Origin of the sequence: Spartinivicinus poritis (assembly GCF_028858535.1) — a bacterium.
Lineage (GTDB): Bacteria > Pseudomonadota > Gammaproteobacteria > Pseudomonadales > Zooshikellaceae > Spartinivicinus > Spartinivicinus poritis.
This window is the reverse complement of sequence record NZ_JAPMOU010000033.1, coordinates 19,737-32,532: the sequence shown is the minus strand read 5'-3', so window position 1 is coordinate 32,532 and position 12,796 is coordinate 19,737. Positions and strand designations below refer to the sequence as shown.

8 protein-coding genes are annotated in these 12,796 nt (G+C 40.8%); all 8 read left to right on the top strand.

All coding sequences use genetic code 11. The features are described 5' to 3' along the window. The first annotated feature begins 297 nt into the window (after positions 1–297). Entirely contained in the window at positions 298–2,433 is a 2,136-nt protein-coding gene (locus ORQ98_RS20525; protein WP_274690695.1) for a type I secretion system permease/ATPase, read from the top strand. 13 nt (positions 2,434–2,446) lie between these two features. After that, positions 2,447–3,835, top strand: a complete 1,389-nt coding sequence (locus tag ORQ98_RS20520; RefSeq protein WP_274690694.1) for an HlyD family type I secretion periplasmic adaptor subunit — start codon at positions 2,447–2,449, stop codon at positions 3,833–3,835. A gap of 1 nt (position 3,836) precedes the next feature. Beyond that, entirely contained in the window at positions 3,837–6,083 is a 2,247-nt protein-coding gene (locus ORQ98_RS20515; protein WP_274690693.1) for a type I secretion system permease/ATPase, read from the top strand. 184 nt (positions 6,084–6,267) lie between these two features. Continuing rightward, on the top strand, positions 6,268–6,522 hold the full coding sequence (locus ORQ98_RS20510; RefSeq protein ID WP_274690692.1) for a hypothetical protein: 255 nt from the start codon (positions 6,268–6,270) through the stop codon (positions 6,520–6,522). 198 nt (positions 6,523–6,720) lie between these two features. Continuing rightward, the gene (locus tag ORQ98_RS20505; RefSeq protein ID WP_274690691.1) at positions 6,721–9,204 is read left to right on the top strand and encodes a carbohydrate binding domain-containing protein; all 2,484 of its coding nucleotides are present in this window, start codon (positions 6,721–6,723) and stop codon (positions 9,202–9,204) included. A gap of 333 nt (positions 9,205–9,537) precedes the next feature. Continuing rightward, positions 9,538–10,440, top strand: a complete 903-nt coding sequence (locus tag ORQ98_RS20500; protein ID WP_274690690.1) for a phytanoyl-CoA dioxygenase family protein — start codon at positions 9,538–9,540, stop codon at positions 10,438–10,440. Positions 10,441–10,542: 102 nt separating this feature from the next. Further along, a complete protein-coding gene (locus tag ORQ98_RS20495; protein WP_274690689.1) occupies positions 10,543–11,292 on the top strand; it encodes an ATP-binding cassette domain-containing protein in 750 nt (249 codons plus the stop codon). Position 11,293: 1 nt separating this feature from the next. Then, on the top strand, positions 11,294–12,784 hold the full coding sequence (locus ORQ98_RS20490; protein WP_274690688.1) for a glycine betaine ABC transporter substrate-binding protein: 1,491 nt from the start codon (positions 11,294–11,296) through the stop codon (positions 12,782–12,784). Positions 12,785–12,796: the final 12 nt, after the last annotated feature.

The window sequence follows — 12,796 nt, the reverse complement described above, 5'->3', positions numbered from 1 at the left end:
AGAGCAAATTCGATTGGTTGAACTGTGATCTTCTCCTAGGTTCTGGCTGTGTTTTGGTTTGTGTTTTAATTATGACTGTGTTCATATATGCCGGCTTTTTGGGTGAATTTTGATCAGAATTTGGGCTGTCAATAATTCAGTGTGCCGTTATAAGCGTGATGAATACAAAGAGTGGCTTATATCTAGAGCATAGCCGAGAGAGTTTATTGCAAAGAAATAACGTTTTTTGCAATACGCTTTAGCAGGTTCTAAAGCAAAATAGCTTTTACATATTATTGAGTTGTTAAGAGTAGTCGAATGAAGTATCAGCCTACCGCTGAAGATAGTCAAACCACGCTAACAGCCCTGCAAGGGATGCTGACTATCGCTGTATTATTACAAGCAGTTGAAGATCCAAAGCAGCATGAAGCGCTAGTGAATGAGCTCTCTAGTTTACCAATCAAACAAGCCACTAAACAATTTGCACGACAGTTGCAGCTAAGAGCTAAATTAACTGCGGCTAAAGCAGAGAAAATGACTGGTCTAGAATTACCGCTGCTGTTTTTATCGACAGAAGGTGAATATTGTTTATTGCTTAAGCTGAATGATAAACAAGCATTGATCCAACGGCCCTCTGTAGGTCGCCCAGAAGTAGTAGAAATTACTGCGCTAGAACAAATGTGGCAAGGCCCGATTATTTCAGTGTCAAGCAAAATTGTTGCTGACGGGGCGAAGCGAAAATTTGATATTAGCTGGTTTATTCCTGAATTTATCCGTCACCGCAAGCTGCTAAAGGAAGTCATTATAGCTGCTTTCTTTTTGCAAGTGGTGGCTTTGGTGTCGCCTTTATTTTTCCAGGTGGTGATGGATAAGGTATTGGTGCACCAGGCGCTATCTACACTGGATGTGTTGGTTATTGTTTTGGTTGTTGTGGCGATTTTTGAAATTGTACTAAAGGGGCTGCGTGAATATTTATTTGCCCATACCACCACGCGAATTGATGTACAATTAGGCAGCCAGTTATTCAAGCATTTATTGAATTTACCACTTATTTATTTTAAATCCCGCAGTGTCGGGGTAACAGTCATGCGGATTCGAGAGTTAGACACTATCCGTGAATTTATCACTGGAGCTGGCCTGACGTTATTAGTGGATTTAACCTTTACCATCGTATTTTTTGCGGTGATGTACTATTACTCATTCTTTTTAGCAACGTTAGTCTTATTGTCAGTGCCTCTTTATATTGGATTATCTGTTTTAATCACTAACCCGTTACAAAGCCGAATTGAAAATCTGTTTCAATGTGGGGCAATTAATAATGCCTTTTTAACTGAAACGGTTAGTGGGGTAGAAACGGTTAAAAGCCTCTCCTTAGAGCCTCAACTGCAGCGTCGTTGGGAAAGCCAAACCCATGACTATGTAAAAGCCAACTATCAGGTGCAGTGGTTACAAGTGCTAACCAGCCAAGGTGTACAGATGATTCAAAAAGTCACCATGGTGCTGGTCTTATGGTTTGGGGCAAGAATGGTAATTGATCTAGAGCTATCTATTGGTCAGTTAATTGCCTTTAATATGATGGCTAATCATGTCAGCCAACCAGTGATTCGTTTAGCAGAATTATGGCAACAGTTTGTTCAGGCCAGGGTATCAGTGGACCGTCTAGGGGATGTGTTAAATACAGTACCAGAGCAAAATAAAGAAAGTGCTCGTTTATTAGAGAAACCCAAAGGGCGCATTGATATCGATAATGTCATTTTTCGTTATCGACCCGATTTACCACCAGTTATTAATGAAATGTCACTCACTATTCAGCCAGGTGAATTAATTGGAGTGGTGGGGCCTTCTGGTTCAGGAAAAAGCACTTTAACAAAGCTGATTCAACGGTTGTATATCCCTGAGCGTGGCCGGCTGCTGCTAGATGGGCAAGATATTAGGCAGTTAGATCCTAACTCTATGCGTAGTCATATTGGTGTTGTACTGCAGGAGAATTATTTATTTAACCGAACAGTACGTGACAATATTGCACTTAGCCAACCGGCAGCTACGATGGATCAGGTGATGAGAGCAGCAAAGTTAGCCGGTGCCCACGAATTTATTATTGAACTGCCTGATGGCTATGACACGGTTTTAGCCGAAAATGGCTCTTCCCTGTCAGGTGGCCAGCGCCAGCGGGTTGCCATTGCCCGAGCCTTATTAAATGACCCGGCGATATTAATTTTTGATGAAGCCACTAGTGCGCTGGATGATATTTCCCAGGCGGTCATTCAAGAAAATATGGCTGATATTTGTCAAGGGCGTACAGTCATCGTTATTGCTCATCGTTTATCAACGGTTAAAGCCTGTGATCGAATTATTGCCGTTGATAAAGGACAGATAGTAGAAGCAGGCAACCATGATCAGCTAATGGCAGCTAATGGTTGTTATGCCAAGTTATGGTCAATGCAGCGAGTGTGATTGGGTAGTAAATATGAGTATTGGAAAACATGTAAAAACAGCCGCTGCGGCTTACCAGCAATTAAAAGACGAGCCAGCGCCAGTTAAACGGCAGCGGCATGAATACGAATTTTTGCCTGCTTATTTAGAAGTAACTGATAAACCGCCTGCACCATTATCTCGTAAAATTGCCTGGGGAATTTGCGGTTTATTGTTTTTAACTGTCTTATGGGCAAGCTTGGGGCACATCGATATTATTGCCAGTGCTACTGGTAAGGTGATGGTAAGCAGCCGAACCAAAGTCATTCAGCCTCTTGAAACAGCGGTCATTTCTGCGATTCATGTACGTGATGGGCAAAGTGTTAAAAAGGGTGATGTATTAATTGAGTTAAACCCCACGGGCGCTGTAGCAGATACTCAGCGTTTGAAAGAGCAGTTGTTATTTGCCCAGTTGGATGCAGCTCGATTGCGGGCATTATTAAGTGATAACCCCAAGCAAAACTTTACTCCACCAAAAGATGCAATGCTGAATCAAACTGAAGAAGCTAAGCAATTGATGATGAGTCAATATGGTGAAAAACAAGCCATTAAAAAAACCTATGCCAGTGAAATTAAGCAAAACCAGGCTCAGCAAACATCTACACAAACAGAGCTGGTTAGCCGTAAAAAAGTCTTAAAAAGCATTAAAAAACGATTAGCTGCACAGGACTCCCTGGTTAAACGCGATGCTTTTCCAAAAATACAATATCTAGAGTTAGAAGAAGAAAAACTACAATTGGAGACGGATTTAGCGGTTTTAGGCAGTCGATTATTAGAGCTACAAGCTGCGGCAGTCAATATTATTGATCGTCGTAATCAGGCGGTATTTGAACGTGAACGCCAGTGGCGCCAACAGCTTTCTGAAGCGGAAAAAACCATCTCTCAATCTCAACAAGAGTTGATTAAAGCAAAAGAGCGTGCCAGATTACAAACCTTAATTGCACCGGTTACAGGGGTGGTTCAGGAGCTGGCTGTACACACCATTGGTGGGGTGGTAAGCCCTGCACAAACTCTGATGGTAGTAGTGCCGAAAGATGCATTATTAGAGGCTGAAGCATTAGTGCTAAATAAGGATGTGGGTTTTGTTATTCCTGGTCAGGAAGTGGAAATTAAAATTGATAGTTTTCCCTATACTAAATACGGCACTATTCGAGGTGTTATCAGCAACGTTTCTAAAGATGCAGTGGAAAATGAACAGTTAGGATTAGTTTTCCCTGCTCGGGTAGAAATGGAAACTGATCAAATAATGGTTGATGGTCATGCTATTAACTTAGCTCCAGGGATGACGATTACCGCTGAAATCAAAACGGGTGAGCGGCGGGTTATCGAATATTTGCTTAGCCCCTTGCAAGAATACCAGTCAGAAGCATTAAAGGAGCGGTAATATGCAGCAGGAGCAGCAACAAGATCAGCAGGATACCGCACTGAACCAACTCAAAACCCAGTCAGCCATTAGTTGTTTAGTTAGGGTAGGTCAGTTATTTGATATTGCTATTGATGCACAACAGTTGCAGCATCGTCATGGCAACTATGAATCTGCTTACGATGAGCTGGATATAGCACGTTGTGCAGGGCGTTATGGTTTTAAGTCTAAATGGCAGACAATTGAAACCAAAGCGCTAGAAAAAATACCGGTACCTGCCATATTGTTTTGGCAAGGGCATTATTGGGTATTAGAAAAAAATGATGCCGAAAGTAACAGCTGGCAGCTTTTTAATGGTAAAACACAGCAAGTAGTTAATATCAGTGTTAAAGCATTACTGATAATAGAAAAACTGCAAGTGATGTTATTGAATAAGTCTGATGTGGTAAAAGTGAATGCATTACCCTTTGGCTTTCAGTGGTTCTGGCAGTTTATCAAAAAGTATCGCAAGCAATTTCGTGACGTTATGATCGTCTCCATATTCTTGCAGCTATTTGCTCTAGTCACGCCATTTCTATTTCAAACGGTCATTGATAAGGTATTGGTGAGTCGCGGTTTATCTAGCTTGCATGTATTAGCCATTGGCTTACTCAGTTTGGCTTTATTTGAGCCTATTTTTACCTTTATTCGCTCCATTGTCTTTTCCCACTTGGCCAGCCGGGTCAACTCGGAGTTGACCAGCTATGTCTACCAGCATTTAATAGGGCTTCCGTTAGCTTTTTTCCGTACTCGGCAAACCGGTGAAATTATTGCGCGAATTCGGGAAATGGATCAAGTACGCAGCTTCATGACAGGCACAGCACTAACTTTAGTGTTGGACTTATTATTTGTTGGTGTGTTTATGGCGGTCATGTTTAGTTATGCGCCATTATTAGCCTGGTTGGTTATTGGTTCTTTTGTTATTTATGCTGGGTTTTGGTTGTGTATAACGCCAAGCTTACGCCAACGAGTACAGCGGCAATACGAAAAAAATGCTGATAACACTGCATTCTTAACTGAAACAGTGACTGGTATTGAAACCATCAAAACCTCTGCAACAGAGCCACAATTCAATAAGCAGTGGGATGAAAAATTAGCCAATTATGTTAAATCAGCGTTTAGCACTTCGCTGCTTGGTAATATTGCTGGGCAGGGAATTGGTTTAATTCAAAAACTATTTTCAGCATTACTCTTATGGTTTGGTGTTAAACTAGTGCTTGAAGGTAAGCTGACAGTGGGTGAGCTAGTGGCCTTTAATATGCTGGCTGGCCATGTGACGATGCCAGTGTTAAGACTCGCGCAAGTTTGGCAAGAGTTCCAGCAGGCTTCCATATCCTTACGGCGGGTTGGTGATATTATGCATCATCCTGCCGAAAATAATATTCAAGCAGGCAAAACTTCTCAGCCTACTATTGAAGGTGAAATTGAATTACGTAAAGTGACTTTTCGCTATCATGACGATGCGCCTGAAGCCTTAAGGCGTCTTGACTTAACAGTAAAAGCAGGACAAATGATTGGTTTAACGGGGCGTTCTGGCTCAGGTAAAAGTACTATCACTAAACTGGTACAGCGCTTATATGTGCCACAAAGCGGTCAGGTATTAGTGGATGGAATGGATTTAGCTCTAATAGACCCTGCTTTATTAAGGCAAAATACGGGTGTGGTACTGCAAGAAAGCTTTTTATTTAATGGCACTATTCGAGAAAACATTATAATCAGTAACCCCTCAGCCACTGAGGAGGATATGATTAATGCGGCTAAATTAGCGGGTGCCCATGAGTTTATCGGTGAGTTACAAGGAGGTTATGATACACCAGTTGGAGAACGTGGTGGAAATCTATCTGGCGGTCAACGACAGCGAGTGGCAATTGCTCGGGCACTGATTAATGACCCGAAAATCTTGATTATGGATGAAGCAACTAGCGCTTTGGATTATGAATCTGAGCAAACTATTCTGGAGAATATGCCTGCAATTGCTAAAGGGCGAACGATTATAGTCATTGCTCACCGCTTAAATGCTTTACAGCATTGCGACAATATTTTGGTGTTAGATAAAGGTGAAATTGCGGAGCAAGGCACCCATAGCGAGTTGGTAAAATCTGGTGGTCATTATGCAGAGTTATGGGAGCTGCAAACAGCCAGTAATCAGTCGAAGCCAAATACTGCAAGTAATCAATCCACAGCCACTCAAGCCCCAGCATTTAGTTTAAATGCTTCGTTTAAGTTCTAATCATCTGATAATGTAGCCTAGTGGTTCATGCGTAAAGTTGTTACCCAACTTCACGCATGGACCACTAGGTCGTTTTGAATAGAGCTGCTTTCAATCCTTTATTTAATACACCTTATCTGCCTTCCTTGCCGCTTTCTCAACTATACTCGACAGTATTACTTTTTATGATTAGTGAGAGGAGCATATGATTTGGTTTGTGTTGGCACTTTTAGCTGTGCTGATAGCAATGTTGGTTACCTTATTGAAAGGTGCTGGCAAGTCTCAAGTTGCTATTGAGGTGAGCCATATTATGACAAGAATTGAGCGAGCTCGTGAGTTAAGTAACGAGGAAAAAGCCAAGCAGGAAGCAGAAAAACTAAAACAATTGTTAGATAGAGAAGGATTGAATGGTGGGATATTTGATCGAGCACGTGAGTTAATTAATGAGGTGCTAAGTTAAATGTAAAAAGTCTCGTTATAAAGGAATATATATTCAAAACCATAAGCTTGTCATAAGCCTGCTAGGCAAAGTTTTAATAATTTCTGATTAGTTGTTTTACAAATTAATATACTCGATTACAGGTATTAAATTTAGTTTGCTATCTGTGGTTTGTTTCGCGATGGGTTAGCGTCTGCTTCGTTAGGGTATGGTCATTCTATGACCCGACCCATGAGCGAAACAACGATGAGACTAAAAAATAAAAAGTCACCTATCACTGTGCTGCTTTCGGCAGTTTTGGTTTCTCAAGCTGCTGCAACTGTTATAAATGTGTCAGCGACTGAAGACCTGTTCTCACCAATTAATGGTAGTTATCAGCAGTATGGCTCTATCTCTAAGGCTGAGGCTGAATACACACAGGCGAAACGAGAAGTTGATCTGCAGCTTGAAACTGTGGATGGAAAAATAGTTTTTCCAGAGCAAACAACGCTGAATTTATTTTCAGGAGAATCATTTAATCTGCAGGTGAAGCGACGGGAGCAGTCGACTACTAATAATGTAGAAATTATTTATGGATATGTGTTTGATAGTGGTTTTGATCATATTAAAAACTATAGCAATGTTATTTTCACAATTAACCACGACACCAATAAGCTAACAGGGCTGATTGAAACTGAATATGATAGCTATTTAGTACAGCCAAATGAAAATGGCCGATACACGATCAGCAAGCAGCGAATGCCTGAAATGCTAGACCAGCATGTACTACCTGCTCAAAACTGGCAAGTGGCTGAGTTCCAAGGTAGAGATAAAACGGCTAAAGGTGAAACCGACAAAAAAGGTAATTTCATTATCGATGTATATCTTGGTTTTTCCAATCAGGCAGCAAGCAAAGTGGGTGATCCTAAAGCAGAGGCAGAAAAGTATGTGGCTTCTGTAAATAACGGTTTGACAAACTCAGGCGTTAATAATATTAAGTTAAGGCTAGTGGGGATTGGTATAACCGATCAAAATCCAGGTGTTATTGGTGATGTATTAGGTAAAGTTGAAAAGTGGTTTGCAGCTGATGTAGAAAAGTATGCCCCTGATTTAGTCGGTGTAGTGCAAATGCCTACTAAACATCCAGATAGTACTGCAGGATGGGCAGGGGTAACGGGTTATACCCAAGTAGTTGGTGCGCCATGGCCGAATGCCTGGCGTCATGAAGTAGGCCATAACGTAGGGGGCTGGCACTGTTATGAGGCAGATAAAGCGAAACGGTGGCCGTATGCATTTGGTTACAATAACGGTAAAACCCGTACCCATATGTGTGGAAATTCTTCCAACTTTTATTCAAACCCTGATATTAAAGATGCTAATGGTTTACCCCTCGGTGATAAAAATACGGCAAATTTAGTGCGGTTATGGAAAGAGCGTGCGGCAGAAATGTCTAGCCGACGGAAGCACACTATCCCTTTTCCAGATGATATTAATAACCCTAATCCGAAACCGGACCCAAAACCTGATCCTAAGCCGGACCCAAAACCCGATCCTAATCCGGACCCAAAACCCGATCCTAAGCCGGACCCAAAACCCGATCCTAAGCCGGACCCAAAACCTGATCCTAAGCCGGACCCAAAACCTGATCCTAAGCCGGACCCAAAACCTGATCCTAAGCCGGATCCAAAACCTGATCCTAAGCCAGACCCAAAACCCGATCCTAAGCCAGATCCAAAACCCAACCCTATGTGTAAAAAGCCTGACTTGGTGAAGGATAATTTAATTAGAGAACCAGACTTTAATGAACTCAACCCCTGGAAGCGCTTTTATACCAAATCAATTAAACATGCTGTTGAGCAAATGAAAAAAGACTGTGGGCTAGATAATTGGCTTAAGGTGACTGACCGTAAACAATATTATGATGGGGCATTACAAAAACTAGCAAAACCATTAGAAGAAAATAAAGAGTATCTATTTAGCGCTAAGGTAAAACTACCTAAAGGAGCTGAAAAAGATTTAGCAATGGTCACTTTATTGTTAAAAAATGATTTGGGTGCTTACTATTACCAGTATTTAGCCATTAATCAGGTAGATGAAAATGTTAAGGAGCTGAAAAAACAATTTAAAGTTAATACATTGGGTAAAGTAACAGCAGCTTATATTGTCTTATTTGGCCCTAAAGCTGATAAAGCATTGTTAATTGATGAGGTGAAAATTTCTCCAATCAATGATAAACCTAATCCAGACCCAGACCCGAAGCCTGATGATAACAAGGTGTTTGAGCATGGCTTTGAAAATGATTTAAATGGATGGCAATCTGCATTTAAAATGGGCAAGCTTGAGCGTACGAATAAAATGAGCCATCAAGGCCAGTGGAGTGTTCAAGTAACCGATCGTAACCATTGGTATGCGGGCCTGTCACTGAAAACTAACGATATTTTAAAAGCAAATACAGACTATAAAATTTCACTTTCTGCGAGCTTGGGAGCGGATGCGAAGTCAGGCCAAATGCTGGATGTACAGTTATTTTATGTAGATGACGATGGCTACCATTGGCAGCGTATAAATAACATGAAGCTTCCCAAAGGAGATAAGTGGTACGAGCTAGCAGCCGATTTTAATTTAAAACCAAAAGGCAAACTTAAAACGGCAGAGCTGTATATTTTTGGTCCTGAGCCAAAAGTTGATTTTTATGTCGATAGTATTAAGTTAGAGAAAAAATAATTATAAATCTCCTCATGAAGCGTATGTAGCCAAATCGAATGGTTTTTAGGGGCGGCCGTCGAGTGATGAGACCCATGAGTTTATGTATTTATAAATGATTGGGCGAAGAGCGACGACAACAAACCCTAAAAATCATTCGAGAAGGCTATAGTTGGCTATGGATGGCCAACTTTTCATACCTGAATTAATTTTAGGATACCCTGTTAGTTCAGATATTATATTGAAAATCAAATATTCTAACCATTCCCTCTTTACATCATTATCTTGTGTCTTCAATATTCTTCGTTGTCAGTATTAGTTACAATATCTGTATGAAGATAAATGGATAAGTGAATGGACGCTAGAGTGCGAGAAATTAACAAGCCACAACAATTTAATTGGAGCCAGCAACCAGGAATGGCGAGTGATGCCTGGCAGTTTTACGATGAGAATGGTTTTCTTATAATCAATGATTTTATCCCTAAACCAATTTGCCAGCAATTAATGGGTCAAGCAGAAGCGATAGTTGACAATCACTGTCAACAAGAGAATCAACAGCACAAAAATAACGGTGAAGAACAGCCAGTCATTTTTTCAACCAGGCAGCGTCAACATGATAAGTCGCGCTACTTTATCGAATCAGCCAATGATATTCGTTGTTTTTATGAAGAGCTGGCAATGGATGATGATGGTTGTTTACCAAGGAAAAAACAGCATGCAATTAATAAAATTGGCCATGCTTTACATCGATTTGATCCGGTATTTAAGCAGTTTGTAGAAAACCATCAATTAAACCAATTAATAAACCAGCTGCCCTTGTCAGTACCTAAAATTATTCAGTCGATGATTATTTTTAAACAGCCTTATATTGGTGGTGAAGTTAATTGTCATCAAGATGCAGCATTTCTTTATACAGAACCGACTAGTGTAATAGGACTTTGGTTGGCTTTAGAAGATGCCACCATTGAAAATGGTTGTTTATACGCACTTCCTGGTGGTCATAGGCAAGGACTTGCTAAACGTTATTGTCGTCAGGATGGCGAAATGTATATGGTTGACCTGCAAAATATAGAATGGGATACCAGTGCGGCTATTCCTTTAGAAGTAACGCAAGGGAGTTTGATTATATTAAATGGTTTGTTGCCACATTTTAGCAAACAGAACCATTCCAACCGATCTCGTCAGGCATTGACACTGCACTTGATTGACGAAGAGCGTCATTATTTAGAGGATAACTGGTTACAGGTGAATAATTAATTACAGTAGTAATCCCACATTGGTCTCCTCATTAGAACTCAAATAGTTTTCATGTTAGGCTATGTTACCTCATAGCCTAACCAAAATTATTGAGAAATCAGTTTGAATACGACAAGATATGGCAATGAGTTAGCAGTTGAACTTGCTCAGGTAAGTGTAAAATATCAGCAACTGGCGGTGTTTAATCAGCTTGATTTTGCGCTTCCTCAACAACAAATTACAGCAGTGGTAGGTGAAAGTGGTTGTGGTAAGTCTACTCTACTAAAACTTATCAACGGACTAGTTCCTCCTGCTTCTGGCTCTATTCGACTCCATGGTCAGTCTCAAACTCATCCTTTTAATACAACAGTTCGACGAGGCATTGGCTACGCTGTTCAGCAAATAGGCTTATTTCCTCATTTGAGTGCTTACGAGAATATTGCTTTATTAGCAAAGCTAGATGATTGGCAACAGCAAACAATTCAACAGCGTGTGTCTTATCTTGCAGAGTGCATGGGATTACCCTCTACATTATTACAGCGTTATCCCCACCAACTGTCGGGTGGTCAGGCGCAGCGAGTAGGCCTGTGTCGGTCACTTATGGTAAAGCCGGGTATTTTATTATTAGATGAGGCTTTTTCAGCTGTTGATCCGATTACTCGTAAGGAAGTGCATGAACGGTTTTTACAATTACACCAAGAAGAGCCTAGAGCGGTATTGTTAGTCACCCATGACATGCGAGAGGCAGTGAAAATAGCTGATAAAATTGCGGTGATGCACAAGGGAGAGATTGTGCAGCACGGAACAGTGTCTACTGTTATGGATCAGCCCGCAAATGACTATATAGCACGTCTTATTAAGGATCATATTTAATATGCGGTTACTGTTTTTAGTTAGTTTATTTTGGGTAAGTCAGTGGGCACTTGGGTCTGTTAATAATGCTAATACGACAATAACGGTAGGAAGTAAGGCATTTAATGAGGGCTATTTGTTAGGTGAGTTGGTCGCTCAAAAGCTGGAAACAGACGGCTTTAAGGTAGAGCGTAAACTGGGGTTGGGAAAAACAGTTATTACTTACGAAGCATTACGTTATGGCGATATTGATGTTTATGTTGAGTATACCGGCACTTTGGCCCAGGCTATTTTTAAACTGAAAAATACCCCACCTCTTGAGCAACTTAATGACTTGGCCAAGCAACATGAACTAAAAGTATTACCGAGTTTAGGGTTTAATAATACCTATGCGTTAGTGATGGATAAAAATAAGGCTAATAAACGAGGAATTAGAACACTTGCTGACTTAGCTAAACACCCTCAACTGAAATTTGGTCTGACCCACGAGTTTATTAAACGAGAAGACGGCTGGGAAAAACTAGCCATCCATTATCAGTTAAATCATCAGCCTGTTGGTATTGAACATGGCTTAGCTTATGAAGCCATTCAAGCGGAAAAAATTGATATTACCGATGCTTATTCTACAGATGGCGACATCGATAAGTTCAACCTGTTGCTGTTAGAAGATAACGATAGTTATTTCCCGCGTTATGATGCTGTGCCGTTAGTAAGAGCTGATGCAAACCCTGTGATGGTGAAAAGTATAGAGGCGTTATCAGGTATTCTTGATGAAGCAACTATGCAGCGTTTGAACGGTGAAGTGGTTAATCAGGGTAAAACCTTCGCTGAAGTTGCTCATCAGTTTTTAGTCAGCCAAGGGCTGAAGCAAACAACTGAAATACAATTAGTAGGACCCTGGCAGCAGTTACCAAAAAATATTCTGCAACACTTGAAATTGACATTAATTGCTTTGGCTGCTGCATGTGTTTTGGGTATTCCCCTAAGCATTTTCTGCTATCGTAATAGAACTGTCAGTCGGGTGGTTATTTATAGTACTGGACTATTACAAACAATTCCCTCTATTGCGCTATTGGCACTATTTATTCCACTATTTGGTATTGGTTGGTTACCCGCTGTTGTAGCGTTATTTTTGTATTCATTAATGCCTATTGTTCGAAGTACTACAACTGCTTTATTAACTATTGATCCGGTATTAAAGCAGGTAGCAGTTGGAATGGGGTTAACCCATAAAGAACAGCTGCGAAAAATTTATTTACCTTTGGCTTTACCTGCTATGTTTACTGGTATTAAGACTGCAGCAGTAATCAATATTGGTACTGCAACCTTGGCAGCGTTTATTGGTGCTGGTGGCTTGGGGGAGCCGATTGTTACAGGATTAGCGCTGAATGACTTTCAGTTGGTGTTATATGGAGCAATACCCGCTGCACTGCTTGCGGTGATAACTGAGTTGTTTTTTGAATTAGTAGAAATCCGCTGGATACCGGCTCACTTAAGGGATCAGTGGAAATAACAGTTTTTCTCC

Excerpts from the sequence above, each read along its gene's own strand:
- ORQ98_RS20525 (WP_274690695.1), top strand. The coding sequence starts at position 298 with ATGAAGTATCAGCCTACCGCTGAAGATAGTCAAACCACGCTAACAGCC.
- ORQ98_RS20520 (WP_274690694.1), top strand. The coding sequence starts at position 2,447 with ATGAGTATTGGAAAACATGTAAAAACAGCCGCTGCGGCTTACCAGCAA.
- ORQ98_RS20515 (WP_274690693.1), top strand. The coding sequence starts at position 3,837 with ATGCAGCAGGAGCAGCAACAAGATCAGCAGGATACCGCACTGAACCAA.
- ORQ98_RS20510 (WP_274690692.1), top strand. The coding sequence starts at position 6,268 with ATGATTTGGTTTGTGTTGGCACTTTTAGCTGTGCTGATAGCAATGTTG.
- ORQ98_RS20505 (WP_274690691.1), top strand. The coding sequence starts at position 6,721 with ATGACCCGACCCATGAGCGAAACAACGATGAGACTAAAAAATAAAAAG.
- ORQ98_RS20500 (WP_274690690.1), top strand. The coding sequence starts at position 9,538 with ATGGACGCTAGAGTGCGAGAAATTAACAAGCCACAACAATTTAATTGG.
- ORQ98_RS20490 (WP_274690688.1), top strand. The coding sequence starts at position 11,294 with ATGCGGTTACTGTTTTTAGTTAGTTTATTTTGGGTAAGTCAGTGGGCA.